We start from the raw sequence: 26,168 nt of genomic DNA on the forward strand, positions 1-26,168 counted from the left end.
AATGAATATATTTATAGAATCATTCTCTCGACTGTATTTATATCTATGTTTGCTCATTTTTGAAAAACAGTTTAACAGGAAATCTAAATATGCACTGTGAATATAGTAGAGAGCATTATCATATACACAAATAATCTATTATCACCAAGGCCTTGATATTATGGATATTATACAAGCAAAGGACATTATCATTGATTTTATAGGGACGAAACTTGAAGGCACAGGAATTGAAGGTGCGGTTGTGGGTATAAGTGGTGGCATCGATTCTGCTTTGGTGGCATACTTGTCCGTTGAAGCGTTGGGTGCAGAGAACGTTCTTGGCATACACATGCCGGAAGCTTCAACTCCGAAGTCCGAAATCGAGGATGCTTCAAAGGTTGCAGAAGCTCTTGGTATTGACTTTAAGGTGATAAACATCACCAATGTTCTTGAAGTCTACCGAACAGCAATGCCGGATATTGATGGTGCATCGGCTCATGTCGATGGCAATCTTAAGGCAAGGATTAGGATGTCTATGCTTTACTACTATGCGAACATGTTTGGCAGAGTTGTGATGGGGACCGGGAACAAGAGTGAGATATTGCTTGGATATTTCACAAAATACGGGGATGGCGGTGTTGACATAGAACCCATAGGCGATCTTTACAAGACCGAAGTAAGGGAAATGTCAAAAATGCTGGGTGTTCCTGAAAGCATTCTGGAGAAAGCACCATCTGCAGGACTTTGGGAAGGTCAGACCGATGAGGACGATCTTGGTGTCACTTATGAAACCATCGATAAAGTTCTTCAGCCAATCCTTGCAGGTGAAGGGCAGGAACGGGTACACTTAAAACTCGGGGTTCCAATGGAGGAGATCAGTTCCATTTTGCTACGTGTCAGGAGTAATCTTCACAAAAGGACCACTCCTCAGATAGCATATCTTGATGATCTTCGTGGCGACTGGTTATCTTGATGGGAACACTTTCCCATCCTTTTTGCTCTCTTTTTCCTGGCATCGGGCAAGGGGTTTTGCAAGGTGCCTTCTTGCACAGGGCGGAACTTCATACATTCCTATGGGAATTCCTCTCTCTATCTCGACAAGTTCAGCAGAATCCGCTTTAGTGCCACACTTCTTGCAGCGGTAACCCTGCCCCTTTCCTGCGGACTTCATCTTCTTTCCACATTCGGAACAGGTTGGATTGACCGACTCGTGTTCCTGGACAAGGCTTATTATCTTCAGTTTTTCAATGTTCAGGGTGTTGTTCTTTACACTTCCTGAAAAGACCATCCTGTCCCCGGGCAGGAACTTGCGTACCAATTCGCGGAAGTTCTTGGTAGGTTCGTAGGCTGCACAGTCCATCTCATCCCCTCCATCGTCACGAACTGATAAAATTGTATGTCCTCCCCTTATTGTTTCTGGGCAAGTGGACACGGTTACTTCAATGGAATAGGAGTGCATCTCCTTTATGTCTGCTATCCTCTCTACTGGGATAAGGTGCAGGTCAGTTCCCTGATCGGTCATATAGATGGCATGTCTCTCAACAGGTTCAGAGCTTATCATCTGGGATGTTATGGTGACAGGCTCAATGCCATTTCCTCGCACTCCAAAAAGAACTGGGTCTCCTGCATGGGGTATGCATACCACTGCATTGTTCGCAATGTCTACTGTATCCCATGTATTCGGATAGGTCGCGATGTCTGCTTTTCTCACACTATCCTCATCGACCTGTCGTTTCGTTCCCCATGCATCCTTTTCGCGATATGCGAGATATTCATAAGTATGGTCCCATCCCAGGTTCAGCATGGCTCCGCAGGCAGCAAGAGCACCGATAAGTCCTCTTCCGTTCTTCCATCCTTTTGAATGCAGGCCAAGTGTTGCGATAAGGCTCTTTGCATCTTCTATCTGCAATACTTCACGCACTGCTTTCAGAAAGAATTCACCTAGCTGTTCTTTCACTTTCTCCGAGTGTTCATCAGATATGAAAACTACTCCGGGATTTGTCATTTCACTTTGCAGTTGCGCAAGTTCGTTAACCCTTGAGATGACATGTTCCATTACTTTTACCGGTTCTGATGTTGTTATCTCAAAAGCAGTTGAAGCATTTCCGCGGGTCTTGTAAGGAATGGTTGGATTAAGACGTATAAGTATAGGACATCCTTTGATATTTCCGTATTCTTTCAGTTCATCCATTAATAATGCACAAAGGTAAGTAGTGCACATCCCTTCTCTGGAATCGGTGTCGTCTATACTTATTATCATGGTATTTCAATCCGTGTTTGTTCATATACTAACAAATACATTTATATAGATGTGCAAACAATGGTTTTATTGTTATGGCAAAGGATATTCTGATACATCAGATAATTGAAGTATTGGAACGCGCTGGTTTTATGGTGTCAAATCAATGTAATATCCGGCCTCGCAGCTTTGACCTCGCTGCACGTCAGGGTAATACGCTCCTATTCTGTAAGGTCTTATACAATATTGACGGTCTGAACGAAGAAACTGCTCGTGAAATGAAATCTCTGGCAAAATACTTGAATGGATATCCCATCCTCATAGGTGCAAAAACACGCGACCAGTTGCTTGAGGACAGCGTAGTTTATATGAGATATGATATTCCTGCATTGAGTATTCAGACACTTTACGATTATTTTGTAGAAAATGTACCTCCGCTTGTATCTGCAGCACCTGGAGGTTTGTATGTATCTATTGACGGTGATGTGCTCAAGGAAGCTAGGATGAATGTCTCTATGTCTCTGGGGGCGCTTGCTTCTGAGCTGGGTGTATCCAGACGTACTATCAGCAAGTACGAAGAAGGCCAAATGGATGCATCTATCGATATTGTGCTTCATCTGGAGGAGATCCTGGATATGGCACTTGCAAAGTCCATCGATATACTTCGTAGTTTTGAAAAAGAACTGGACCCTGCAAATGTAAAGGAAGAAGCACATGAAATGAAAACACCGCCTAATGACAATATTCTGAATCTTATCTACACTCTTGGATATGATGTCCTTTCAACGAACCAGGCTCCGTTCAAGGCGGTTTCAAAAGATACTTCCAGTACGTTTCTGACAGGTGTCAGTGAATATAGCAACGCAATGGTCAAACGTGCTCATTTGATGAGTAGCATCTCCAACGTCATTGAGACACAATCAGTTTTTATCATTGAGGGTAAGAGTAGGTATAAGTTTGTTGAGGATACTGTGCTTATCGAAAGGGATGAACTTAATACTATAGCAGATTCGGATGACCTTGATACTCTCATTCACGAAAGGGCTAAGCGGCATAAAGAGGAATGAACATTTTTGAGGTTCCATTCTTTATATGGTCGAATGTTTTTCTGTACAATATGTTGAGTGTTTGGATATATAAGCCCAAAACTCTAATATATAGCAATCTCGTATGATGTGAGCAATGACTCTCAATATTGCAGTTCTTGTATCTGGACGTGGTTCGAATCTACAGTCCATTATCGATAATATTGAAAATGGCTACATCCCTAATGCTGCTGTCAAGGTTGTTATCAGTGACAAGGGAGACGCTTATGCACTTGAGAGAGCAGAAGTACATGACATTGTTCCCGTTTTTGTGGACCCTTCCTCTTTCGGGGATAAAAAAGATTATGAAAATAAGATTTTAGAGGTTCTTGGTAAATATGATACCAACCTTGTCCTTCTTGCAGGATATATGCGTATTCTCGGTAGCAGGATAATTGGGAAATACCGGAATAGTATAATGAACATCCATCCGGCTTTATTACCTTCTTTCATGGGACTTCATGCACAGAAGCAGACGTTGGATTATGGTGTGAAGGTGGCGGGGTGTACAGTTCATTTCGTTGATGAAGGAATGGACACCGGCCCGATAGTTCTTCAGAGGTGTGTACCTGTGCTTGAAGGAGATGATGAGGAATCGCTTTCAGAACGTATCCTTGAACAGGAACATATAATATATCCTGAAGCTGTTAAGCTGTTCGTTGAGAACAGGCTTGTGGTGGATGGAAGAAAAGTATCGATCACATGATGTATGATATAATTAATATCATGCATCTCCATCACGTCATTAACATCATATAATCACATCACTTAACAATTGATCAATTAAACTATAATTTTCAAGGAACGATATAATATGTCTTACATTTCAGAGATTGACCCGGAAATTGCCAATGCATTGTCATTGGAGGCACAGCGTCAGGATTTCAAGTTGAACTTGATCGCTTCAGAGAACTACACCAGCCGCGCTGTTATGGAAGCACAGGGTTCCATAATGACCAACAAGTACGCAGAAGGCTATTCCGGAAAGCGTTATTATGGTGGTTGCGAATTTGTCGATATGGCAGAGGACCTTGCTATCTCAAGAGCAAAGCAGATCTTCGGTGCAGAGCATGTTAATGTCCAGCCTCATTCAGGCTCAGGAGCTAACATGGCTGTCTATTTTTCTGTTATCAAGCCAGGCGACAAGATCATGTCAATGGACCTTTCCCACGGTGGTCATCTTTCCCACGGAAGTCCTGTGAGCTTTTCAGGTCAGTTGTACAACATCGTTCCATACGGTGTTTCCCAGGATACCGAGATGCTTGATTATAACGAGCTCATGGAAATAGCAAAGAAAGAGAAGCCACAGATGATCGTTGTCGGAGCATCTGCATATTCCCGTATTATCGATTTCAAGGCATTCAGGGAAATTGCTGACGAGGTTGGAGCATACCTTCTCGCAGATGTTGCACACATTGCCGGACTTATTGCTGCCGGTGTACACCCAAATCCATTCCCATATGCTGACTTTGTGACAACAACCACTCATAAGACACTTCGTGGTCCAAGGGGTGGAATGGTAATGTGCAAGGAAGAGTACGCAAAAGCTATCAACAAGTCTGTATTCCCCGGAATTCAGGGCGGTCCTCTTATGCACATAATCGCTGCAAAGGCAGTTGCATTCAAGGAAGCATTGAGTGACAGTTTCAAAAAGGATCAGGAACAAACCGTCAAGAACGCAAAAGCACTTTGTGCAGCGCTTCAGGACAGGGAATTCGATATAGTCTCTGATGGAACTGACAACCATCTTATGCTTATCAACCTTAACAAATACGACCTTACAGGAAAGGATGCTGAGGTCATTATGAGCAAAGCTGGTATTGTTATCAACAAGAATACCATTCCATTCGAGACAAGAGGACCTTTCATTACAAGTGGTCTCAGGGCAGGTACACCTGCTTGTACTACACGTGGTATGAAGGAATCAGCAATGGATGAGATTGCAGACTTTTTCAAGACCATTATTGACAACAGGGAGAACAATGCAGTCCTTGAGACTGTCAATGCAGATGTTCAGGAACTTTGCAGTCGCTTCCCTATCTATGAGCATCTTAGATAATTTATTAGATAATAGAAGGTGATCTTCAATGCCTGATACTGATAATACAAAGATCATTGATGGAAGGGCCATCGCAAAGAAAGTGGAAGCTGAGGTCAAAGCTGATGTCGAAAGACTTGTCCGTGAAAAAGGGATTACTCCTGGACTTTCAGCAATACTTGTGGGGGAGGACCCTGCATCAAAGATGTACGTGAGGCTGAAACACAAGGCATGTGGGCGAGTCGGTATCTTTGCAGAGGATCAGCATCTTCCTGAGGATATCACTCAGGAGGAACTTCTTGAGGCTATCAGTTCCCTGAACGCAAGGAAAGATATCCACGGTATCCTCCTGCAACTGCCATTGCCTAAACATCTCAATGAACAGGAAGCAATGAACGCCATCGATCCTGCAAAGGATGCGGATGGTTTCCACCCCTTCAATATGGGGCAGTTGCTCATCGGTGTTGAAGAACTCGTTCCATGCACTCCCAAGGGAATCATCCGTGCTCTTGAGGAATACGGTGTCGAGATACAGGGCAAGCATGCGGTAATTGTCGGTCACAGCAATGTTGTGGGTAAACCCATGGCTGCAATGCTTGTGAACAGGAACGCTACCGTGAGCATCTGCCATGTGTTCACCAAGGACGTCACGAAGTTCACCAGAGATGCAGATATTCTCGTTGTCGCCACAGGCGTCAAACATCTTATCAAAGAGGATATGGTCAAGGAAGGTTCTGTGATCTTCGATGTGGGTATCACCGAAGAGAATGGCAAGGTCTACGGAGATGTTGATTTCGAGAACGTTATCAAAAAGGCATCCCGCGTGACCCCTGTTCCGGGTGGTGTCGGACCGGTGACCATTGCAACCCTTATGCAGCATGTCCTTATGTCCGCTCAGAAGACTGCATAAGATGCAGTCTGTATTTTCTTTCTCTTTTTCAGTCGAATTATATATAATCCATGAAAACTCATAATTGTTGGTTATACAATGGTCGTTGATGTTGACATATGTGGCTTGAAGGTAGGCGATGAGCATCCCGTACGCTTAATGGGTGTTATAAACCTGAGCCGCGAATCCTTTTACAAAGGCTCCGTAGTTGATACGGATTCTCTTCTTGATGTTGCTCATAAGATGATAGACGATGGTGCAACAATTATTGATCTTGGTGCACGGTCAACCTGGCCGCTTGCTGATCCCATCACAAAGGAAGTGGAATGTGGTCGTCTTCTTCCTGCACTGGAACTTTTGAAGGACAACGTTGATGCTGTGATCTCAGTGGATACCGTGTTTGCAGATATTGCGGAAAAGGCCATTGAAAACGGTGCAGATGTGGTGAACGATGTTGCAGGTTTCGCAACTGATGGCGGTATGCTTGATGTGGTGGCTGAACATGGCTGTCCTGCAGTAGTGATGGCAGCGGGCAAACTTCCCGGCGATCCGCTGGGGATGGATGCCATCATGCATTCCCTTGATGATATTCTCATTCGCTCTGAAGAACGTGGTATTGATACTGATCAGCTCATACTGGACCCTGCAATCGGTAAATGGGTGCCGGAAAAATCAGCGATGTACGATCTTGAGACCATCGACCAGTTCGAACGTCTGAAGATTTTCGAGAAACCCTTGCTTGCAGCCATTTCACGCAAGTCCTTCATTGGGGACCTGCTCGACAAACCCGCAACTGAGCGTCTGTACGGAAGTCTGGCGGCAGCAGCCATCGTTGTGCAGAAAGGGGCTCACATCATCCGTACCCACGATGTGGCAGAGACATCTGATGTGGTTCAAATTGCGGCTGCAATTCGAAGCAGGCAGCCCGTTGTGGAAGAGAACGGTTTTGAGGTAAGTGTTCTGGACATTCCCTATCCTGATGATGCTGCTCTTTCCATGCGAAATATGGGTGTTACCGGCACAGGTTCTAAGATAATGAAGAACAAGACGGTGTCCCGTGTGCTGCGTATCAGTAATATCACAACCACAGAGGCGTTGATAATCAAACAGGAGATCCTGGCAAGGGGCGGAGATGCAGCACTGGAAAGAGATGCAGTGTCCCATGAGGTCGAAAAGACCGATGTCATCGTCATTGGTACATTGCTACAGGTAAGAAAACTTGCAGATAAGCTCGAGTGTCAGGCAAGGAACCTTCCCCTGATCTCAAAGATGATAAAGGATGCACTGAATCAGGAATCTGACATTGAATTCCGCTATTTGAGGCAATCATGATAATCTCATCTTCCAAACCTTTCAACGAGATCCTTGAAATGCTCATGGACAAGGATGCTGTCTATATTATTGGATGCAGCGTGTGTGCCGCCAAACAGCACGTAGGTGGGGAGCCCGAGGTCGCAGAGATGGTATCTCTTCTCTCTGATGCCGGAGTAAATGTTATTGGGGGGGCCGTGGCAAAAGCTGCATGCAGTGTTCGTTCATGTGAGTATCTTATGGAGCTTGCCCCGAACATCAAAGATGCTACTGCTGTTCTGGTAATGGCATGTGGCAGCGGCACTTCGAACATTGCACGTTTTGTGGATGTGGATGTTTATCCTGCCAACAACACCGACTCGCTGGGTGCCATGACAGGGGATAAGGTCATCCATAATCTGTGTGCTATGTGTGGTCAGTGTTCGATCGCCGATTTTGGCGGCATCTGTCCCACAGCGCAGTGTCCCAAGGAATTGCTTAACGGTCCCTGTGGCGGTTCAATGGATGGCAAGTGCGAGGTCGACCCTGAGAAGGATTGTGCGTGGGAGTTGATCTATGAACGTCTTGAGAGGCTAGGCAGGCTGGACCTTCTGGAAGAGGTTCGGGATGCTAAGGATAGATTGGTGAAGTGAGTTCTATTTTTATTCAATTCTGAAGAATATGAGTTTTTTGTTTGCCCACGTTTAATTTATGGTCTGTACAGGAGAAAAGAAGACCTGGTATCACCTTCCATTTCTTTGATACTGGGCTCATCCTGACATCACGATCTGATGATTAACTTGCTGAAATGGCAGGTTCCGATTCTGATATGGCCTTTTTCAAGTCTACTTCGATTGCCGGGTTAATAAAGTATCTTTTGTATTTTCCATCGTTCTCAAAATCTACTAACCCTTCGTTGTACATATCATTGATATGCCAGTGTACAGTGCCTTTATCCAGATGGAAAGTCTGTGTAAGGTCCTGATTTGTTATTCCCGGTTTATGCAGTATGTAAATCAAAATTGATTTTCCCGTATCATTTCGCAGGAAAAAGATGATTTTCTTTTCTGTAGCCGTATATTTGCATGAATTCTTAAAAAGCAGCACTAACTTCCCTTTTTCCAATCGGGTTATTTTGTTGTTAAATTGAAGCACTTTCAAATGATATCTTACATTACTTCTTTTCATCCCAAGGGCCTTTTCTATATCAGATATTGTGCTCCCGGGATTAGTTGTTATGTAGTAAAGAATTCGATCTCTGTTGGGGTTTTCATATTTTTGTTTTATCCTTCCTAAAAGAAGGGGTAAAAATTTGTAAACGACTAATGAGGCACCCAATAACCCCGAGATGTAGACTGCCTGAAGGGATAACGGTAGTTCCCAGAAAGATAGGGTGGTGGTGGCGCCACCCCTATACATATCCATTTCAGGATCTGGATCTAAAATAATTTCATACTCACTTGCAGTGGCTAAAGTGGAACTGCAAACGAGTGTGAATAGCAAAAACAGAGTCCATAACTTTCTCATAACAATGGAAACAATTTTCAGATATAATAATCTTCTGTGCCCGAAACACTATGGCCATAAACCTCATGATGCCAGGTTCCGATGTCAATTCCATTTGAGTTTCTTATTGCAAATTCAATTCTTCCATCGATGACACCGTCGGAACTGTCATAGAATGTCTCGATTAGCTGGTTGCTCGGGTTGTACACTTTTAACCTGAGTGAATCACTTGTATCTCCCCAATTCAGATCAACATATAATGCAGTGGTGTAGGAACTGATAGGTACACCGTGCCAGTTTGTTTCTCCCTGTGTGATAGTATCGCCAATCCATCTGGGTGTAATCGTAATGTCTGATTTGACAGGAACGATGGTATATCCGTTGTCTTGACTGGCGGTAGCTGCAGCAAAAGATACCGATATAAGCATTATTATTAGCAAAAATCCTATTTTTTTGATCATAAATTTACTCCTATTATTCTATCAAACTTTGATGTGAAAAAAGAGAATATAAGTTTTGTGACCATATCGTCCAACTGAAAGAAAACAGTTGGATGATGTGGTTAGAAAGTATTTATACTGTCTCTCATCTAGGATATATTGCAACATCGTAAAGATGTTCGGGAGTGGGATCAGCTTGATTTTACGGCGATGGCTGAACTACATTCTCTGGGGACAGGTTAGGCTTTTAGTTTACACTATATGGGCGTAGCTTTGCTTCTGAAGCAATTGAACAAATGAGGTAAATAAAATGAAAACAAATGTGAAATCTGGAATTGGAGTGATTCTAACAGCAATGTTGCTTGTTAGTATGTTGCTTATGCCAGCTGTGAGTGCAAAAGCCGAAACTACATGGCATAGCCAAATGCTAGAATCGAATGGAATTTCTACTAACGATTTTGATGTTAAATTGACCAGCTACGAAAAAATAGGAGAGGAAATTCACTATACTGGTGATTTTAAAATTGATGTCGAAAAAATGATAGATGGAAAACTCAAAACATTGAAATCAAAAGGAACTATTTCAGGAATAGTAAACCAAGATGGTACAATAAATGTTGAATATAGTGGAAACAACTTCAACTTTGTCTTGAATTCAATGAAGATTGGGGATGATCAAGAAAATGTTCTGTACCAATTTGATCAAGTTTTGACGGTTGATGGTAAAACAGAAAACTCAAAGGATATCATAAAAGTTCCCAAAAACCAAATTACTCTTATAGATAAAGAAATGCAAGCTTCTTTAACAGAAGATCAGGTTTCTAGCTTCCTCAAATCAAAAACAAAGGTTGATTTGCCAAGCACTGCACCTGGGGGATCTCTCCTAATCTATAATGATGTGCAATATGCAGATCTCTTAGTAACAGGCGGAATTATCATCGCAATATTAGTATTTTTCAGTATGGGTACTACTGCTGGATTAGGTGCTATAGTTCTTGCAGTTGCTGTCGCAGTACCGGAGTACTATGATGTTGACACTCGAGATATATATATAGACTTCTTCTTGACTCTATATCCACTTAGTACAATGCATGTTGAAGTTGACTATTTCTACTATTAAAAGGAGAAGATTTCTTCTCCTACATTTTTAAACAAAATCTGAAATAATATATAACTACTGGAGAACAAAGAATGAATGAAAAATATATTCAATTATCCTTTTATTTTTTAATAGTTTTAGCCTTCATAGCAGCATTTTACAATGCTTATATGCAGTGGTTCAGAAATGATTTTAATTTACTTCTACTAATTCTTACAGTGCTTTTTTCATTGAGTGCAATAGTGGTAAAAAAATACATTAGGGCGAACAATATTAATTGAACAACTCCAAGTATCAGTGGATTATGAAGGATGGACTACAATATTTCTGTTTACCCCCGAAGAAATATTGTGCTAGGACATGAGACGGCAGCTACCGGCATATTTATTGGTTTCATAATGATTTCAATTATTTTCTATTCGTTACTCGGGTCATTTTGTGCATTTTCCACATTTAACCTGAAAACAGACAATCAGGATAGTAGTGGGGAGCAATTATGATAAAAGAAGTTCAAAATTTAAGTCACAATATCGCAAAATATCTTTCTCGCAGATATGCAAATGCACATACCAACTTTGGATACGCAAGTCACTATCTTTCAGATCCTGGCATTCCTTTCCATAGCACAGGAGCAACTGACTATTTAGGTGGTTTCGTTGTCGCTTTATTTAATGCTGCATTACACATCAGTTATGAGAGTTACGTGGCTGATGAATGGACAAGTGGGTATGATTATAGCTACTACGTGACAGACAATTCTCAATCAAACACTGTAACCGACCCGGCACAGGCCGTAAAAGATAATGCAGAACACAGTGCTCAGTATTATTCATACATTACAAATGAAATGACCACCAATCCAACAGGTTGGAAAACGGACATGATGCTGGCATATTACACTGCACAGTGTGTACAAGAAACTTCGAAGTATAATCACGGACTATATGACTATATCATGTCCTGAGGTTGAAATGGCTTCAATTGGTGAATTCGTGTCGAAAGTTAAGAAGAAGATGCCTTTAGAGGCTCTTCTTTTCTTTATGTATCATATATGGATTTCCGTTATAGGTTTGACGATGATTGTCGTGATTGGAACAGGAATCCAGTATGGCCTGCATACATATACATTGGTAATGACGCTAGGGTTATTTGTTCTGTTTTTTGTGCCGATTACCGCCATCGGGCAGAATATTGTAAGAAACATGAAGGATGCTAGGAGGGTTTGGTGCTGTATACCTTTGCTAATTGTTGGTATAATTCAGACTATGGCGGCTATAATTGGACATGCTAAAGTCATGGTCTATGAAACTCATCCTGATTCGTTGATATATGCCTTGATGTTCCCTATCCAGAGATTTGCACAAATTGCAATTGATCCTATAATTGAGGATGTTTTCGATATGGGCTTCCCGTATAATCAGCTGCCTCTGATTATATTCTATATTATCTTTCTTCCTCTCAGTCTGTTTATTTACTTGCTGCCTTCCATAGGCTATGATAGGATGAAGGTCACAAAAGAGATGAAACTAATTGCCGTATTACCATTACTTTGTATTGCTATTCCAATAATTATACAGACAATTAAAATGAGTTTAGGATTGATCGATGAAATTATGATTAAATTTTTCTGGTTTGAGATATCCTCAAATATCCTCCGAATGGGATTTCTATTAATGCCGATTTTGGGTATTTTGTATATCAAACACCACAATAAACTTATGAGAGTCCACGCAGAAGAATCTTAAATTCGTTGTTAATTGAAACGAGGTCTATGGAATACTGAAAAAATCGGCTAAGGAATGCGGGGAATTTGGTATCGTCGTATCGTAACTGACGTAACGCAATCATAAATTAGTAAGTATGACTACATAATGGGTTTTGATCTTATATGAGAAGTGAAATTAAAGAGGCGCCTTGGGAGGTATCTCTTTTCTTTATGGGGTGGATTTGGTTAGGGTGGTCAGTATTCGGAATGACTTTAGCCAACATGTACTTGTCTGATCAGTTTTTAGATGTTTATCACTCAACCATAGGTGCTATATACATGCTTCCAATGCTCATGATTGGGCTTAAAGTACTTAAGGGTAAAAATGTTGCTGGTCTGCCTTTGTTTGTCTGTTCATGTATAATTGGAGTTTTGGCAATTATTTCGCACTCAAAGCTCAATTTGGGAATTGAGAATGAATTTGATTTTTTACAAGGAATTGCAGTTGTATTGCTTGCATTACAGCTAGTAGCAATGCCTATAAGTTTCTACATTTATGCTCGTTCTATCGGATGCGACAATACTAGGAATCTGAAGATAATTCTAATTTTTTCTGCAATGAATGGATTAGTGCTTGTTTTCAATGGGTTAAGCAGTTCCCATGGTGTTAATAGTGAATTCATTAGCGTTTTGATGCTATCTTTTTTGTTTGTGATTGGACCTATATTGGGGGGATTGTACATCTGGGAGGTTATGTCAAAGAGTAGCTAAGTTATGGTAATTTAGATCCGGACTATGCAAGGTATTAGTAAATGTAACTAAAACAGGGATGGAATCAAATATATTTTTGAATAATATGGGGATGGAAATTTGAAAAAGAACACAATCGAATGGATAATCATTGGAATTATAGCTGTAACAATAATTACAATGGCATTTTATATGGGTCAATTACTATGGGGAATCGTTGCAATAGCGACTGTTTTCTGGCTCTTCATGTTATGTGACTGCCTTCAAAGGGACACAGGGGATTTTCCCAGCAAGGGGATAATAAAAAACTGATCTGGTCGCTTATTCTAATTTTCCTGAATTTCATAGGTGCGATACTGTATTATTATCTGGTTAAGGTGCAAAATAATGATGGGACTCGCTCTTAAATTTTTAGATTTTGGTGAAGGGAGGCTCAACCGCCAAATCCAGTTGAAGAGCTAAAAGCCCTTTCTTCTTAGATCAGGCCATAAGGTAAACAAAAAATATGTCTTAATTGAGGTAAACAAATGAAGAGTAAATTCAAAAGACATTCAATGCTCATCTTGTTCATGATACTCTTGTCCGTTTTTATTTCAGGTTGCGGAGAAGAGCCCAGCGCGGAAGAAGTTGTATCTAATATGCAGGTGAAAATGGATGGTCTCGAAGACTACTCTTTTACAATGTTCAGTCATTCAAGTTTCCAGGAACAGGGCGTGGGAACACAGAAAGTCATATGGAAAAAACCTGATCTTATGAAAACGATTATCAGAGTCCCGGATAAAGGTACGGAAGTAATTATGATCTCTGATAGAGAATTCCAGTGGATCTATGATTCCGAATCTGAGACTGTTTTCAAAACGGATATTTCTGATGGTCTTGATGGTTTGAAAATATTTGAGCCTAATGTTTTTGCTGAGTTTCTGAATGGAACTCTAATGGGGAAGACGGCTTCTCTGCTTGGAGTAGAGGACTTGGATGGAAACAATGCATATTTGCTTGAACTCACTCCTTCCGAGAACAATAAAAGTTCTCTTCAAGGGAGATCGATGATCTGGGTTGATAGGGATACCTGGATGCCTATCAGATAGGAGCTATATGAAAGCTCTGACCTGGCAAAATGAAGATATTGATGTTACTATTCTTTCTTCCCTTGATAAGGTGGAGCTATTGGATATTGCAGAAAATATTACCTGATCTATTTAGTGAAGTTGTAAAAAACTCCTTGATCTTGTGACTATATTTTCCAACCGAAATGAAACAGTTTGATGGTATGGCTAGAAAATATTTATAGGGTGAGTTCCTAGAATAACCTATACATCCGAAAAAATACTAAGTGAGGTCTAATTAATTTTCCTGGGTGAATTTAAACTCCACCTACAGAGGCATGGATGTGTTTTCCTTGTACTTATTTAGAGCTTACCTGATCTTGCCTTTGGGGTGAATGAAATAAAGAGGTAAAAGATGAAATTAAAACTACTTTTAGGACTGCTTATTGTAGTCGGTATGATCGGATTCGGATTGGCAACTGAAGAAAGTGAAGAACAATTACTCGGAAGAGTCCTGACACCGGACGAAGTAATGGCAGTTTTTGGCAATGCTTCATGGGATTATCAAATACCTGAAGAATTACGGCAGGATTCAATTAAAAGAACAATAGCATCTGAAAAAGAAGATAAAAAACCACTAACACCTGAAGAAATTGCTGAAATAAATGCTAATGCTCCTGAAGGGATGTTTTTGGTAAGTGGAATTGAAGATGTTTCTATGAATAGAGCATCATCAGGAAATACGGGAATTGAAAACCATGATGAACCTTTTTCCTATGTAACTTACGGAAAAGTTCCTTATTTTGATATAGAAGATGAGAGGGGTGAGTGGCTTTACAATCTCAAGATTATTATCAGTGCTTCAGAAACAGAAATGGAAAGCCACATCCGACCCGAAGGTTCTGTATATTCTTATGGACACAGCTATGACGGATACATTTCAATTGGAATTGTAGCAGATTCAGGAATTAATGACTCCTTGATGGATGAAATCTATGATATTTTTGATCAACATGCACAGGAAATTGGTATTGAAGATGTGCCTGTTTTGTTTGAGTACGGAGATATCGAGGCTGGCGAAGCTATTGATGAAGAAGATGGTATTGTTGACAGAACCATTGCAGTGATAGATGATGATGGAAATGTTATCATCTATGCAGAGGATGAAGCATATTTCGACGAAGAGGGAAATCTTGTGATCATAGGCAATGAAACAACACAAGAAGAAAACGGGACAAATAAGCAAACACCAGGATTTACCTCAATAATGCTCATTATCGGACTGTTGTTATCGGCAAGGAGTAGAAAGTGATAGTTTTTGTGGTCATATCTCCAACCAAAAAGGAACATTACGATGATGTGAGCTGAGAATATTCATTCTGGTGTTCTCTATACATGCCATCATGCGTTCGGAATAGCGTAGAATTGATACTGATCAGCTCATACTGGACCCTGCCATCGGTAAATGGGTGCCGGAAAAATCAGCGATGTACGATCTTGAGATCATCGATAGTTCGAACGCCTGAAAGTGTTCGAAAAACCATTGCTTGCAGCCATCTCACGCAAATCTTTCATTGGGGACCTGCTCGACAAACCCGCAACTGAGCGTCTGTACGGAAGTCTGGCGGCAGCCGCCATCGTTGTGCAGAAAGGGGCTCACATCATCCGCACTCACGATGTTGCAGAGACATTCGACGTTGTGCAAATTGCGGCCGCTGTACGAAGCAGGCAGCCCGTTGTGGAAGAGAACGGTTTTGAGGTAAGTGTTCTGGACATTCCCTATCCTGATGATGCTGCTCTTTCCATGCGAAATATAGGTGTTACCGGCACAGGTTCTAAGATAATGAAGAACAAGACGGTGTCCCGTGTGCTGCGTATCAGTAATATCACAACTACAGAGGCATTGATAATCAAACAGGAGATCCTGGCAAGGGGCGGGGATGCAGCACTGGAAAGGGATGCGGTTTCCCATGAGGTAGAAAAGACCGATGTCATTGTCATTGGTACACTGTTGCAGGTCAGAAAACTTGCAGACAAGCTCGAGTGTCAGGCAAGGAACCTTCCTCTTATCTCAAAGATGATAAAGGATACACTGAAGAAGGAATCAGACATTGAATACCGTTATTTGAGGCAATCATGATAATCTCATCTTCCAAACCATTTAATGAGATCCTTGAAATGCTCATGGACAAGGATGCCGTTTATATTATCGGTTGCAGCGTCTGTGCTGCCAAACAGCACGTAGGCGGTGAGCCCGAGGTTGCAGAGATGTCATCTCTTCTCTCTGATGCCGGAGTAAATGTTATCGGGGGAGTCGTGGCGAAAGCTGCATGCAGTGTCCGGTCCTGTGAGTATCTTATGGAGCTTGCCCCGAACATCAAAGATGCTACTGCTGTTCTGGTAATGGCATGCGGAAGCGGTACTTCCAACATCGCACGCTTTGTGGACGTTGATGTCTATCCGGCCAACAACACCGAATCCCTGGGTGCCATGACAGGGGACAAGGTCATCCATCATCTGTGTGCCATGTGCGGTCAGTGTACGATCGCCGATTTTGGTGGCATCTGTCCCACAGCACAGTGTCCCAAGGAATTGCTTAACGGTCCTTGTGGTGGTTCAATGGACGGCAAGTGCGAAGTCGATCCAGAGAAGGATTGCGCGTGGGAACTTATCTATGAACGTCTTGAGAGGATAGGCAGGCTGGACCTTCTGGATGAGGTTCGGGATGCCAAGGATAGATTGGTGAAGTGAGCTTTCCCGGTCTTTCTGCAATTGGAGATGCTTTTTGTTGGTCGACTTCAGAGTTGGGTCTCGCACTTTTCTCCTGATTTCTACCACATCTTCTGTAAAAAATATGATCTATGTATCATGACCATGTAATCCAACTGTTCTCTTTCAGTTCGATGATGTGGCTAGAAAATATTTATACTGCTTCTTGCCTAGGACATAGTGTAACATCGTAAAGATGTTAGTGGGGATTCAGCCAGTCTTGACGGAATAACTGAACCCCGTGCCCGGAGGCAAAGTTAGGTTTTGCTGTTTACACTATATAAGCGTAGCTTTGCTCCTGGAGTAAATAAATGAGGTCTGTCTTATGAAAAATATGTTAAAGATAAGCTTGAGTATAATGATAATAAGCATTATGATCACTGGCTTTGCATGGGCGGGATCATCCGATTCCAGTCAAAATGAATCTTTTGAAGAAGAATACTATTTCCCGGAATATGGTTCAGTCACATTTGATTCCCTAAAAGAAGATTCAAATGTGATTGAAAGTCGAGGAACGGTACCTGAAATTACAGAGGATAAAGCAAAAGTGGAATGGTTGGATACGATTAAGGAGAGTATCAATGATTCTGAAAATGAACTTCATCCCTACATGAAAGAACATGGAGGGCCTTTGACTGGTTTTGGTGTAAACTATGGAGGATATTTATTTGTAGAGTTTGATGAGGAAGTAAAAGATATTGATAAATCTACAATTGACAAATTCTACAATATAATAGATGCAAATGCAAAAAAAGCAGAATTATCTGATGTTCCAGTAGTTTTCAGAAAAGGAGAAAAAGTGTATCTTGACTCACGTACTTCTGTATGGAATAATCTAATTGGTGGTATACAGATAGTAAGATTAAGTGGTACAGCCTCAACACTATCATTTGCTGCAGAAGATAGTAGCGGCACAAAAGGATTTGTAATGTCTGGGCATGCAGCTTATAATGCAGGTGGTGTTGGTGCAAGCATTTATCAACCTACAACTGCAAGAAAAGTAGGTGAAGTCGATTATTACACATGTCATTTTGCAGATGCTGCATGGGTGGAAGCCAGTAATGTCGAAGATGATATTTATTATGGCGACATTAATGATGTTAGAGATGTACGCAGTTATTATGATCCATCCTTAGGCAGCCAAGTCTACATGTCAGGAATAACAAGTGGTCTGACATCTGGCAATGTTAAAGAGACATATATAAATAAAAACAGCGCCACTTTTGGAACTCTTTATGATCAATTTGTTGCAGATTATCCCTGCGCTGGTGGCGATAGTGGTGCTCCTGTCTTTACGATGTATGGGGATCAGGTAATAATTCGTGGTGTACACTGGGGACATAATACCACTAATTCCTTTTTCTCACCAATTAGTGGTGTTGAGCTGGATTTAGATGTAACTCCTCTGAAAGCTTGAATACAAAGAATATTTTAAATTTTTTGTCAAATTACGAGTTGTAATTTGGCATTTCTTTATTTCAACTAACATTATTAATATTTCACACTATTGTTTTAATATGTTACAACACACATTGATATTTGCTGGGGCCATAAAATGCTAGAGAAAAGGAAAATAGGAATATTAGTGATAATTGCATTATTTGTTTGTTTTTTGTCATTTGATTCTGCAAATGCTGCTAATGAAGCATTAAATAATTCTGACTATAATGACAAAGTTTCTGATTCAAATAACTCAAATATCGCTTTTGAAGAATATGAGGGCGACCCATTGTTCATAGATAACAGAGGAACCTTTCCAAAAACAATTAACCAAGAGTGGGAAAACTCGATTAATAGGTGTTGGCTTTCTCTTACTAAAAATGCACCATCATATACAATTGATAGCTCTATAAAAACCATTGGTACAAATGGTGAATTTATTATAGCAAATTTAGGTTCTGATTAGCAGGGAAAGATAAATGAGTCAAAAATTGATGAAATCTACCGGAAAATCGATGAACAATGTGAGCAGGAAGTGGGAATCAGTGATATACCCGTGGTCTTTATGTGGGCACAGGATGATGAGGATATGCCCCTTCCTGACTATGGCCCTGAGATATTTGAAGAAGCTAAAAGCAGTCCATCGTTTATAGCTGCCTACGGGACAATGCCCGTAATCAAGCAGGAAAGTGAAAAAAGAAGCTGGACGGATCAGCTTGGCCATTCCAAGGGCAGGGAACTGGATCCGTTTTTTGCTGAATTTGGCGGGCTTGTAATAGGTTATGGGGTAAGCATTAATGGATATCTGTCTGTGGGTCTGGACTCAGAAAATTCGGAAAAAGTAAATGAGTCCGTAATTGATGAAATATATCAGACAATAGACAGCCACTTTGAACAGGAAGCAGGCATAAATGAAGTTCCCGTAGTATTTGAATGGGAGGGACGTGCTGTTGAAGACGAACTAGAATATACTTCTTCACCAGATGAGGAAGATATTATAGTGATAGGTGATGATGGAAATCTTATAACCTATACCAAGGATGAAGCCTATTTCGACGAAGATGGGAATCTTGTGATCACAGGCAATGAAACAACACAAGAAGAACCTGGGACAAACAAGCAAACACCAGGTTTTATCTCAATAATGCTCATTATCGGACTGTTGTTATCGGCAAGGAGTAGAAAGTGATGGGTTTTGGGGTTCTTTGTTACATTTGCCCACGTTTCATTTATGGTCTGGTACAGGAGAAAAGAAGGGGTGGTGTCCCCTTCTATTTCTTTAATAGTGGATTATATTCTGAAATCACGATGTTAATTAACTAGCTGAAATGATAGGTGCGGCTTCCGATATGATATTTTCCAAGTCCACTTCGATTGTCGGGTTAATAAAGCATCTTTTGTATTTTCCTTCGTTCTCAAAATCTACAAGGCCTTCATTGTGCATATCATCAATATACCAATGCACGGTGCTTTTAGCCAGATCAAAAGCGTGTGTGAGATCCTGATTTGTTATTCCCGGTTCATGAAGAATGGAGATCAAAATGGATTTCCCTGTGTCATTTCGCAGGAAGAAAATAATTTTCTTTTCTGTATCCGTATATTTGTACGAATTTTTAAAAAGCAGTACAGAGTTTCTTTTTTCAAATCGGGTTATTTTGTTGTTAAATTGAAGCACTTTCAAGTGATATCTTATATTGCTTCTTTTAATTCCCAAGTTTTTTTCAATATCAGTTATTGTGCTTCCGGGATTAGCTGTTATGTAGTAAAGAATTCGATCTCTGCTGGGGTTCTCGCATTTTTGCCTTATCCTTCCTAAAAGGAGGGGTAAGAATTTGTAAGCGATTAATGAGGCACCCAATAACCCGGAGATATAGGCTATTTGAAGGGATAACGGTAGTTCCCAGAAAGATAAGGTGCCGGTGAAACCACCACCTTCATACATACCTCTTTCTGGACTCGTATATGGAACTACTTCATACTCGCTTGCACTAGCCAAGGCTGGACTGCAAACGAGTATAAAAATCAAAAATGGAATCCATAAATTTCTCATCACAATGGAAATAATTTTCAGATATAATAATCTTCTGTACCTGTGACACTATAGCCGTAAACCTCAGCATGCCATGTTCCGAGTTCAATTCCATTTGAATTTGTTATTTCAATATTAATTCTTCCATCGATAGCACCGTCGGCACTGTCATAGAATGTCCCGATTAGCTGATTGCTTGGGGTGTACACTTTAAGCCTGAGTGAATCGCTTGTGTCACCCCAATTTAGATCTACGTGAAGGGAAGTTGTGTAAGAACTGACTGGTTTATCATGCCAGTTTGTTTCTCCCTGTGTGATGGTGTCAGCAATCCATCTGGGTGTAATTGTATCGTCTGATTTGACAGGGGCAATGGTATATCCGTTATCCTGACTGGTGGTAGCTGCAGCAAAAGATACTGATATAAGCATTACCATTAGTAATAATCCTATTTTCTTGATCATAATTTTTCTCCTATGATTTTATCAAATTGACATGTGAAAAAAACAGGATATAAGTTTTGTGACCATATCGTCGAACTGAAAGAAAACAGTTCGATGATGTGGTTAGAAAGTATTTATACCACCCATCATCTAGAATATAGTGCAACATCGTAAAGATGTTAGTGGGGGTCCAGCTTAATCTTACAGTGATATCTGAACCCCGTGCCCGGAGGCAAGGTTAGGTTTGTAGTTTACACTATATAAGCGTAGCTTTGCCTCTGGAGTAATTGAACAAAGAGGAAAAGAAAGAATGAAAATAAGTATAATTGGAAAGCTTGGAATTGCGATGCTAGTAATGTTGCTAGCTGCTGGAACAGTTTCAGCATCTGGTGGCTCATCGTATTCCAGTCCAGAAACGATCTATGTTCCACTAGGAACTATTGACATATGGTCAGGAGACTGTGATAATGAGGACTGGTATCGGTTTGGTACCAATCATTGGGAGGATGTTTACATAGATTTGGACAACACATTTGCACAGGATGGCGGTGAGATGAACCTACATGATGATGCTGAGAATGATATTATCGCGTGGGTTAGCAGTTCAAGCTCCAACCATTGGTGCGATCCATCAAATGCGCTGCCTTGTATTGAAATCGAGGAGGGGACTACATCTGACTACGACTTCATTGTAGGTAGATACGACTTTAGTTGAATACAGTTCAATAATTTCAGAAAAGATTGGGAAAATATCCCCTCTCTTCTTTTTTTATGAAGTGGGGACATAGCAAAATGCACAAAGACACATCGAAATAGGTAATCAAATGTTCAAGAAACAAATCAAACTAATATTAATGTTGATTGCACTGGTTTGCCTATCTCTTCAACCGGTTTCTGCAACCACTAGTCTAAACGAAACGAATGTAACCTTGGTGTCCGATCTGAACCAGACTGTAGGTAAAGACATCAGAAGTCTTGTGGACACAAATCGCCTTGATATCGGTAACTCCCTTGTTTTTGATGTTCTCTGGAGCCCTGACGGCAGCAATATGCTGACTGATGTATTTATCGGTGCATATCCGAAAGGGAATCCCCGACTTGGTGGTGTATCCGCACTATATGCAGCAAATTCAGATGGTTCCGGGATAACACGTATTGCGTGGGGAGAATGCACTTCCAGTAACGGCGGGCAAATAGTTACAACGCCGGTATGGAGTCAATCTGGTGATTATTTTGCATATCTGGAATTGTTGGAAGGAAGCATGCATAAGATAAAATCTGCTCAACTTTTAGTTATGTCAAGTGATCTCAAACTAGTTGAAAAAATAGATTGTGATCCCAAAAATGTCCGATGTAGTCCAGAATGGACTCCAAAATGGTCTCCAAAAGAAAATAAAATAGCTGCAATTGTGTCTGGAAAAATTACCGTTTATGACTTGGATGAAAAAACGGATTTCAGCTTTGAAATGCCCGATGATACCGTACGTGTAGAAGATATGGAATGGTCTCCGGATGGCGAGAAAATCGTATTTTTACAAAACAACCACGATGTTATTACTTTGGATATTGAAAACAGAGAACTTAACCAGCTTTATTCCAGAGATTTTGTTGCGATGTATGGTGCACAATGGAGCCCTGACAGTAAAAAACTACTTTTTTTTGAAAAGAAAGGATCTGAATTAAGTGGTGATCTCAGTTACGATGTGTATGTTATGGATGAAGAAGGGAATAATCCTTCTAAAATTATAACTTTTAACTCGGGTTCGTCAAAGGTGATACAGTGGTATCCAGACAGTGAAAGGCTTCTGGTTAAAAAAAGGCATGGTGATGATTCATATGTACTGTACTCACTCTCAATGACCGGAGACATGAATAAACTGATCGATGGGGATCATGATCTTGATGGGATGGTGGGTCCGAATGGTTATATTTTAGCGTCTGTTCCCAATCCCGGTTCTAGGATCCCGCCTTACATAGAAACATATGATCTGTACTTGCTCAATGGATCAGATAAATTGACGATCGAAAATGTGACCTATTACACCTGGAAAGGCACAGATCTGCTATTCGTCAAAGATAATGAGATCTCAGTACTGAACACCAGCACACATGATACCCGGGATATACCAATATCATCAAAGAATTCTGGCAGGATAAGTTTGGCCCCTTCCGGACGCTTCATTGCCGTGGATAATAATATTTTAGAATTATATGAACAGTCCCTTCCTCTCACAACTGCAGGAAATTGTATGAACAGTACAGCAGGCGAAGTGGTGATACTCAATAATGACACGGACGACCATTCGGGGGTAAGCACCACACAAAAAACTTCTGAATTGCCCGGATTTACTGCGATTATTGCATTTATGGGAGTACTAATTGCATTTGCTGGTACAAAGAGAAAACTATGACGGTAGGCTCAATAATGAAAACAAATCGAAATGTGTTTGTGATAGCACAAAAAGAATTTGCGGATAATATGTGGAGTTCGAGGCTAATAATGCTGATGTTGGTGTTCACGGTGATTGTTTTTTCGAAAAGTTATGTTACTATAATTGGCGCAGAGAGCAACATATTCAGAGGGTTGTTTATTGATGTCGCCCAAGTTATTGCCCTCTTTCTGCCATTTATGGGAATTGTACTTGGTTTCGATGCAATGACCAAAGAGAGGGAAAGCGGTTCTCTGAATGTGCTTCTGACGCATCCGCTGTACAGGGATAACATAATTGCCGGAAAAACACTGGGAGCAATGGTTACATTAGCGCTGGTGGTATTTCTATCAATAGTCACAGTGGTAGGAACAAGACTTGTAGCATCGGGAGCTGAGTTTAGCTCACTGATGCTAAACCGATTGGTAATCTTTACAATCCTCACATACCTCTATTTATCCATATTCATGGCACTTGGTATACTTGGGTCGATCATTACAAAAAATGCAACAAAGTCACTAATATACAACATAGCTATCTGGCTTGTTTTATGTGTTGCATTTGGCATGATTTTCACTACCACTGCTTCCATTATAGCTGGTCATAAGCCTCTGGATCTGACTGACAATGATAACTTTTTAGAACTCAATGCAGACATTCAAAAATTATCACCAACCCACCATTATGCTATGGCGGTAAGCGGTGTGCCTAGTTTGAGTCCGTTAGGTGTTTCAAGTGAGAGACCGACTGTACGAGGGATCTTTGATACAGAACATACGCTGGAACAGTGGTGGAACGAACTCTGGACAAATGTCATAATCCTGACCATTACTCCTGTTTTCTTAATGATAATGGCATTTATGGCATTTTTGCGTCAGGATATATCAAAGGACATGGGGTGATTTGAATGAAAAGCAGGAACGTATTTGTGATCGCACAGAAAGAAGTTTCCGATCATCTTCGGGATTCAGGGTTTTTGGTGTTGCTTGCAACATATACCTTGATAGTATTTGCCTCTACATACATGTACGGCTCCATGAAGCATGAGGCAAGCTCATTACTCCTGAGCAGCATCAATGTTCAAATGATATCCCTGTTTGGTCCGTTGAGCGGTATAGTGCTGGGTTTCGATGCGGTCGTCAGAGAGCGGAAGTCCGGGTCACTGAATGTGTTATTGACCCATCCGGTATTCAGGGATAACATTATCGCAGGAAAATTACTTGGATCAATGCTGGTTCTGGCTGCAATCATCGTGTTTTCGGTATTTGTGTCCGTGGGAACATTGCTGATCTTCTACGGGGTAGGGATAGGACAGACAGAACTGATCAGAATAGCGGTGTTCACTATTCTCACATTTCTCTATGTGTCGATATTTCTGGGAATTGCAGTTCTCGTCTCAACGATGGTCAAGGATGCCACCGATTCTCTGACCTATAACGTTGTTATATGGCTTTTTATCGGCATACTGTTTGGTGCAGTTCTCAAGGCCGTTGTTGTGATATTGACAGGTGATACATCGAACGAAGGGGCACTGATCACACAACTTTTGAGTGTGTCACCACTACATCACTACGCTGAGGCTGTACTGGGTAAATTGGATCTTAGTTTTGGCGGATTTAACAGTGACCCGGTCATCGGTGGTATTTTCGATACTGGCTATACCCTCACCCGATGCTTAAAAGAATTCTGGATGAATATTGTAGTGCTGATAGTTACCCCGGTTGTATTGTTCATTGCAGCCTTTATCACATTTCTCAGAAGGGACATTACTTTGTAAAGTGATAAAATGGTATACAATAAACAAAATCTCAGGAAAACGGGGATTGTCCTCATACTCATCATTTTACTGACAGTCCCTACTGCAAGTGCAGACTGGTCTTCAATTGCGGTAATGACCAGCATAACAGGTAAGGTTGTCCTGCCCGGGGACACCGTGGAATTTCCGATTACCATTGAGAAGGGACACAACAATAGTGATGAAGCCTGGTGTTCCCTCTCCATCAAAGACAAAAACGATGGTTGGAGTGCAGGCTTCTATGATGACGGTGACCAGATCACCTGTTTAACTTTCCCGGAGGACAAAAACAGTCCAGAAGAGGTCATACTGAGGGTCAAGCCGCCGATAGATACTCCAAACGGTGCATATACCATATGGGCTGATTTCAAGCCGAATGATGGTGATACCATTTCACATGAATTTGTGGTCAACGTTGATAATGAGGCAGTTCTGGACCTTGATATTTACTCGGATATGCCGGGTCTGGAGACAAGGCCAAACGATCCGGTAGAATTCTATGTTACCCTGGAGAATGACTACGATCATCGTGTGACTGCCGATATTAATGTTGTTGAGAAACCCGATAATTGGGATGTTGAATTTCTGGAAGAAGGTAATGGAAAATACAGGATCACAAAAACAAGCATAGCAGCCAATGATAAACAGAATTTCATTGTAAAGGTTCGTCCTTCTACAAATTCAAGTGATGGTACTTACCCTGTTATTGTGGACGTTGCTTTGGAAAATAGCCAGATGGGTGTTTCCCAGCAACTTGATCTTACTATCAACAGGGGAATCGAGGAAGAAAAGATGCTGACAATATTCCCGGAATCGAAAAGTATCAACTTAAACCCCGGCTCCTCTAGGGAAATTGTGGTTAATTTGCGAAATTCAGGTGATAGAACCCTCAATAATGTCGAGCTAAAAATACAGGGTGTTTCTGGAATCACTACTTTTGTAAGAAGTTTTGGTGCTATAGATGAACTGGAGCCGGGTGAATCCCGGGAAATCCCGGTGGAAATCAAAGTGAGGGCAGACACGAGCTCTGACACGAAAGAAATCCTGATGCGGGCTGTAAGCGATGAGGCAGAAAGTGAAGACGAACGGGTGGAAGTCTCTGTGGTTAAATCAAGTAGTGGTGGCTTCATCGGTATTGGAATGATAATCGGAGCTCTCCTTTTGCTGGTTTTCATTGTTTCTAAATTCGGAAGGAGGTAA

General features: G+C 41.1%; 30 protein-coding genes and 1 pseudogene. 26 read left to right on the plus strand and 5 right to left on the minus strand.

Annotated features, from left to right (window positions below; all coding sequences use genetic code 11):
- Positions 1-160 precede the first annotated feature (160 nt).
- Complete coding sequence (locus MBUR_RS09360; RefSeq protein ID WP_011499838.1) at positions 161-952, plus strand: NAD+ synthase; 792 nt, start codon at positions 161-163, stop codon at positions 950-952.
- On the opposite strand, the gene MBUR_RS09365 is transcribed toward MBUR_RS09360, so the two are convergent.
- Positions 944-2,239: a tRNA(Ile)(2)-agmatinylcytidine synthase gene (locus MBUR_RS09365; protein WP_011499839.1), complete on the minus strand. Its 1,296-nt coding sequence runs from the start codon at positions 2,237-2,239 to the stop codon at positions 944-946. The two genes, MBUR_RS09360 and MBUR_RS09365, sit on opposite strands and share 9 nt — an antisense overlap.
- A 74-nt stretch (positions 2,240-2,313) precedes the next feature.
- Between MBUR_RS09365 and MBUR_RS09370 the strand changes: the two genes are divergently transcribed.
- From MBUR_RS09370 to MBUR_RS09395, 6 genes are all read left to right on the plus strand, one after another.
- Positions 2,314-3,285, plus strand: a complete 972-nt coding sequence (locus MBUR_RS09370) for a transcriptional regulator (RefSeq protein ID WP_011499840.1) — start codon at positions 2,314-2,316, stop codon at positions 3,283-3,285.
- Between the two features lie 115 nt (positions 3,286-3,400).
- Positions 3,401-4,009 (plus strand): phosphoribosylglycinamide formyltransferase, encoded by a 609-nt coding sequence (purN, locus tag MBUR_RS09375; protein WP_011499841.1) that lies wholly within the window; start codon positions 3,401-3,403, stop codon positions 4,007-4,009.
- 108 nt (positions 4,010-4,117) lie between these two features.
- Complete coding sequence (glyA, locus tag MBUR_RS09380) at positions 4,118-5,362, plus strand: serine hydroxymethyltransferase (protein ID WP_011499842.1); 1,245 nt, start codon at positions 4,118-4,120, stop codon at positions 5,360-5,362.
- Between the two features lie 28 nt (positions 5,363-5,390).
- Complete coding sequence (locus MBUR_RS09385) at positions 5,391-6,251, plus strand: bifunctional methylenetetrahydrofolate dehydrogenase/methenyltetrahydrofolate cyclohydrolase (RefSeq protein WP_011499843.1); 861 nt, start codon at positions 5,391-5,393, stop codon at positions 6,249-6,251.
- 78 nt (positions 6,252-6,329) lie between these two features.
- Positions 6,330-7,562, plus strand: coding sequence for a dihydropteroate synthase (folP, locus tag MBUR_RS09390; protein ID WP_011499844.1), 1,233 nt, complete (start codon positions 6,330-6,332; stop codon positions 7,560-7,562).
- The gene (locus MBUR_RS09395; RefSeq protein WP_011499845.1) at positions 7,559-8,173 is read left to right on the plus strand and encodes a methylenetetrahydrofolate reductase C-terminal domain-containing protein; all 615 of its coding nucleotides are present in this window, start codon (positions 7,559-7,561) and stop codon (positions 8,171-8,173) included. Before folP ends, MBUR_RS09395 begins: the two co-directional genes overlap by 4 nt.
- 142 nt (positions 8,174-8,315) lie before the next feature.
- Here the strand turns inward: MBUR_RS09395 and MBUR_RS09400 are convergent, their stop codons facing one another.
- Together MBUR_RS09400 and MBUR_RS09405 are read right to left on the minus strand one after the other, a co-directional pair.
- The gene (locus tag MBUR_RS09400; protein WP_011499846.1) at positions 8,316-9,047 is read right to left on the minus strand and encodes a winged helix-turn-helix transcriptional regulator; all 732 of its coding nucleotides are present in this window, start codon (positions 9,045-9,047) and stop codon (positions 8,316-8,318) included.
- Positions 9,048-9,064: 17 nt separating this feature from the next.
- Entirely contained in the window at positions 9,065-9,487 is a 423-nt protein-coding gene (locus MBUR_RS09405) for a hypothetical protein (protein WP_011499847.1), read from the minus strand.
- 289 nt (positions 9,488-9,776) lie between these two features.
- Between MBUR_RS09405 and MBUR_RS09410 the strand changes: the two genes are divergently transcribed.
- From MBUR_RS09410 to MBUR_RS14450, 14 genes and pseudogenes are all read left to right on the plus strand, one after another.
- On the plus strand, positions 9,777-10,586 hold the full coding sequence (locus MBUR_RS09410; RefSeq protein ID WP_011499848.1) for a hypothetical protein: 810 nt from the start codon (positions 9,777-9,779) through the stop codon (positions 10,584-10,586).
- 71 nt (positions 10,587-10,657) lie between these two features.
- Positions 10,658-10,846, plus strand: coding sequence for a hypothetical protein (locus MBUR_RS09415; protein WP_048063353.1), 189 nt, complete (start codon positions 10,658-10,660; stop codon positions 10,844-10,846).
- 215 nt (positions 10,847-11,061) lie between these two features.
- The gene (locus MBUR_RS09425; RefSeq protein ID WP_011499849.1) at positions 11,062-11,529 is read left to right on the plus strand and encodes a hypothetical protein; all 468 of its coding nucleotides are present in this window, start codon (positions 11,062-11,064) and stop codon (positions 11,527-11,529) included.
- 7 nt (positions 11,530-11,536) lie between these two features.
- Entirely contained in the window at positions 11,537-12,310 is a 774-nt protein-coding gene (locus MBUR_RS09430; protein WP_048063355.1) for a hypothetical protein, read from the plus strand.
- A 143-nt stretch (positions 12,311-12,453) separates the two neighbouring features.
- The gene (locus MBUR_RS09435) at positions 12,454-13,041 is read left to right on the plus strand and encodes a hypothetical protein (protein ID WP_011499851.1); all 588 of its coding nucleotides are present in this window, start codon (positions 12,454-12,456) and stop codon (positions 13,039-13,041) included.
- Between the two features lie 99 nt (positions 13,042-13,140).
- On the plus strand, positions 13,141-13,332 hold the full coding sequence (locus tag MBUR_RS14435) for a hypothetical protein (protein ID WP_048063357.1): 192 nt from the start codon (positions 13,141-13,143) through the stop codon (positions 13,330-13,332).
- A 17-nt stretch (positions 13,333-13,349) separates the two neighbouring features.
- Positions 13,350-13,427, plus strand: coding sequence for a hypothetical protein (locus MBUR_RS14440; protein WP_232222136.1), 78 nt, complete (start codon positions 13,350-13,352; stop codon positions 13,425-13,427).
- Between the two features lie 120 nt (positions 13,428-13,547).
- Positions 13,548-14,108 (plus strand): LolA family protein, encoded by a 561-nt coding sequence (locus MBUR_RS09445; protein WP_011499852.1) that lies wholly within the window; start codon positions 13,548-13,550, stop codon positions 14,106-14,108.
- Positions 14,109-14,481: 373 nt separating this feature from the next.
- Positions 14,482-15,378 (plus strand): hypothetical protein, encoded by an 897-nt coding sequence (locus tag MBUR_RS09450; RefSeq protein WP_011499853.1) that lies wholly within the window; start codon positions 14,482-14,484, stop codon positions 15,376-15,378.
- A gap of 112 nt (positions 15,379-15,490) precedes the next feature.
- Positions 15,491-16,206: pseudogene (locus MBUR_RS09455) on the plus strand (dihydropteroate synthase); the annotation flags it as partial.
- On the plus strand, positions 16,203-16,817 hold the full coding sequence (locus tag MBUR_RS09460) for a methylenetetrahydrofolate reductase C-terminal domain-containing protein (protein WP_011499854.1): 615 nt from the start codon (positions 16,203-16,205) through the stop codon (positions 16,815-16,817). The pseudogene MBUR_RS09455 and the gene MBUR_RS09460, both read left to right, overlap by 4 nt.
- A 343-nt stretch (positions 16,818-17,160) precedes the next feature.
- Positions 17,161-18,252 (plus strand): S1 family peptidase, encoded by a 1,092-nt coding sequence (locus tag MBUR_RS13055; RefSeq protein ID WP_011499855.1) that lies wholly within the window; start codon positions 17,161-17,163, stop codon positions 18,250-18,252.
- 138 nt (positions 18,253-18,390) lie between these two features.
- A complete protein-coding gene (locus MBUR_RS14445; protein ID WP_052286227.1) occupies positions 18,391-18,741 on the plus strand; it encodes a hypothetical protein in 351 nt (116 codons plus the stop codon).
- 69 nt (positions 18,742-18,810) lie between these two features.
- The gene (locus tag MBUR_RS14450) at positions 18,811-19,464 is read left to right on the plus strand and encodes a hypothetical protein (protein ID WP_232221893.1); all 654 of its coding nucleotides are present in this window, start codon (positions 18,811-18,813) and stop codon (positions 19,462-19,464) included.
- A gap of 126 nt (positions 19,465-19,590) precedes the next feature.
- Here the strand turns inward: MBUR_RS14450 and MBUR_RS09475 are convergent, their stop codons facing one another.
- On the minus strand, positions 19,591-20,325 hold the full coding sequence (locus tag MBUR_RS09475; RefSeq protein ID WP_011499856.1) for a winged helix-turn-helix transcriptional regulator: 735 nt from the start codon (positions 20,323-20,325) through the stop codon (positions 19,591-19,593).
- 17 nt (positions 20,326-20,342) lie between these two features.
- Positions 20,343-20,765 carry a hypothetical protein gene (locus tag MBUR_RS09480; protein WP_011499857.1) on the minus strand — a complete coding sequence of 141 codons (423 nt, stop codon included), beginning with the start codon at positions 20,763-20,765 and terminating at the stop codon, positions 20,343-20,345.
- Between the two features lie 325 nt (positions 20,766-21,090).
- Here MBUR_RS09480 and MBUR_RS09485 point away from each other — a divergent pair, with 325 nt between their 5' ends.
- The 5 genes from MBUR_RS09485 to MBUR_RS09505 all read left to right on the plus strand — a co-directional run bounded on the left by MBUR_RS09485 (position 21,091) and on the right by MBUR_RS09505 (position 26,168).
- Positions 21,091-21,459: a hypothetical protein gene (locus tag MBUR_RS09485; RefSeq protein WP_157196702.1), complete on the plus strand. Its 369-nt coding sequence runs from the start codon at positions 21,091-21,093 to the stop codon at positions 21,457-21,459.
- Positions 21,460-21,568: 109 nt separating this feature from the next.
- Positions 21,569-23,155 (plus strand): hypothetical protein, encoded by a 1,587-nt coding sequence (locus tag MBUR_RS09490; protein ID WP_011499859.1) that lies wholly within the window; start codon positions 21,569-21,571, stop codon positions 23,153-23,155.
- Between the two features lie 14 nt (positions 23,156-23,169).
- Positions 23,170-24,075 (plus strand): ABC transporter permease, encoded by a 906-nt coding sequence (locus MBUR_RS09495; RefSeq protein ID WP_048063628.1) that lies wholly within the window; start codon positions 23,170-23,172, stop codon positions 24,073-24,075.
- 5 nt (positions 24,076-24,080) lie between these two features.
- Entirely contained in the window at positions 24,081-24,950 is an 870-nt protein-coding gene (locus MBUR_RS09500) for an ABC transporter permease (protein WP_011499861.1), read from the plus strand.
- A 9-nt stretch (positions 24,951-24,959) separates the two neighbouring features.
- A complete protein-coding gene (locus MBUR_RS09505; protein WP_011499862.1) occupies positions 24,960-26,168 on the plus strand; it encodes a COG1470 family protein in 1,209 nt (402 codons plus the stop codon).

Source organism: Methanococcoides burtonii DSM 6242, from assembly GCF_000013725.1.
Taxonomy (GTDB): domain Archaea; phylum Halobacteriota; class Methanosarcinia; order Methanosarcinales; family Methanosarcinaceae; genus Methanococcoides; species Methanococcoides burtonii.

What these genes read in the sequence shown, in the direction of transcription:
- MBUR_RS09360 (WP_011499838.1), top strand. Translation starts at nt 161, where the DNA reads ATGGATATTATACAAGCAAAGGACATTATCATTGATTTTATAGGGACG.
- MBUR_RS09365 (WP_011499839.1), bottom strand. Translation starts at nt 2,239, where the DNA reads ATGATAATAAGTATAGACGACACCGATTCCAGAGAAGGGATGTGCACT.
- MBUR_RS09370 (WP_011499840.1), top strand. Translation starts at nt 2,314, where the DNA reads ATGGCAAAGGATATTCTGATACATCAGATAATTGAAGTATTGGAACGC.
- purN (WP_011499841.1), top strand. Translation starts at nt 3,401, where the DNA reads ATGACTCTCAATATTGCAGTTCTTGTATCTGGACGTGGTTCGAATCTA.
- glyA (WP_011499842.1), top strand. Translation starts at nt 4,118, where the DNA reads ATGTCTTACATTTCAGAGATTGACCCGGAAATTGCCAATGCATTGTCA.
- MBUR_RS09385 (WP_011499843.1), top strand. Translation starts at nt 5,391, where the DNA reads ATGCCTGATACTGATAATACAAAGATCATTGATGGAAGGGCCATCGCA.
- folP (WP_011499844.1), top strand. Translation starts at nt 6,330, where the DNA reads ATGGTCGTTGATGTTGACATATGTGGCTTGAAGGTAGGCGATGAGCAT.
- MBUR_RS09395 (WP_011499845.1), top strand. Translation starts at nt 7,559, where the DNA reads ATGATAATCTCATCTTCCAAACCTTTCAACGAGATCCTTGAAATGCTC.
- MBUR_RS09400 (WP_011499846.1), bottom strand. Translation starts at nt 9,047, where the DNA reads ATGAGAAAGTTATGGACTCTGTTTTTGCTATTCACACTCGTTTGCAGT.
- MBUR_RS09405 (WP_011499847.1), bottom strand. Translation starts at nt 9,487, where the DNA reads ATGATCAAAAAAATAGGATTTTTGCTAATAATAATGCTTATATCGGTA.
- MBUR_RS09410 (WP_011499848.1), top strand. Translation starts at nt 9,777, where the DNA reads ATGAAAACAAATGTGAAATCTGGAATTGGAGTGATTCTAACAGCAATG.
- MBUR_RS09415 (WP_048063353.1), top strand. Translation starts at nt 10,658, where the DNA reads ATGAATGAAAAATATATTCAATTATCCTTTTATTTTTTAATAGTTTTA.
- MBUR_RS09425 (WP_011499849.1), top strand. Translation starts at nt 11,062, where the DNA reads ATGATAAAAGAAGTTCAAAATTTAAGTCACAATATCGCAAAATATCTT.
- MBUR_RS09430 (WP_048063355.1), top strand. Translation starts at nt 11,537, where the DNA reads ATGGCTTCAATTGGTGAATTCGTGTCGAAAGTTAAGAAGAAGATGCCT.
- MBUR_RS09435 (WP_011499851.1), top strand. Translation starts at nt 12,454, where the DNA reads ATGAGAAGTGAAATTAAAGAGGCGCCTTGGGAGGTATCTCTTTTCTTT.
- MBUR_RS09445 (WP_011499852.1), top strand. Translation starts at nt 13,548, where the DNA reads ATGAAGAGTAAATTCAAAAGACATTCAATGCTCATCTTGTTCATGATA.
- MBUR_RS09450 (WP_011499853.1), top strand. Translation starts at nt 14,482, where the DNA reads ATGAAATTAAAACTACTTTTAGGACTGCTTATTGTAGTCGGTATGATC.
- MBUR_RS09460 (WP_011499854.1), top strand. Translation starts at nt 16,203, where the DNA reads ATGATAATCTCATCTTCCAAACCATTTAATGAGATCCTTGAAATGCTC.
- MBUR_RS13055 (WP_011499855.1), top strand. Translation starts at nt 17,161, where the DNA reads ATGAAAAATATGTTAAAGATAAGCTTGAGTATAATGATAATAAGCATT.
- MBUR_RS14445 (WP_052286227.1), top strand. Translation starts at nt 18,391, where the DNA reads ATGCTAGAGAAAAGGAAAATAGGAATATTAGTGATAATTGCATTATTT.
- MBUR_RS09475 (WP_011499856.1), bottom strand. Translation starts at nt 20,325, where the DNA reads ATGAGAAATTTATGGATTCCATTTTTGATTTTTATACTCGTTTGCAGT.
- MBUR_RS09480 (WP_011499857.1), bottom strand. Translation starts at nt 20,765, where the DNA reads ATGATCAAGAAAATAGGATTATTACTAATGGTAATGCTTATATCAGTA.
- MBUR_RS09485 (WP_157196702.1), top strand. Translation starts at nt 21,091, where the DNA reads ATGCTAGTAATGTTGCTAGCTGCTGGAACAGTTTCAGCATCTGGTGGC.
- MBUR_RS09490 (WP_011499859.1), top strand. Translation starts at nt 21,569, where the DNA reads ATGTTCAAGAAACAAATCAAACTAATATTAATGTTGATTGCACTGGTT.
- MBUR_RS09495 (WP_048063628.1), top strand. Translation starts at nt 23,170, where the DNA reads ATGAAAACAAATCGAAATGTGTTTGTGATAGCACAAAAAGAATTTGCG.
- MBUR_RS09500 (WP_011499861.1), top strand. Translation starts at nt 24,081, where the DNA reads ATGAAAAGCAGGAACGTATTTGTGATCGCACAGAAAGAAGTTTCCGAT.
- MBUR_RS09505 (WP_011499862.1), top strand. Translation starts at nt 24,960, where the DNA reads ATGGTATACAATAAACAAAATCTCAGGAAAACGGGGATTGTCCTCATA.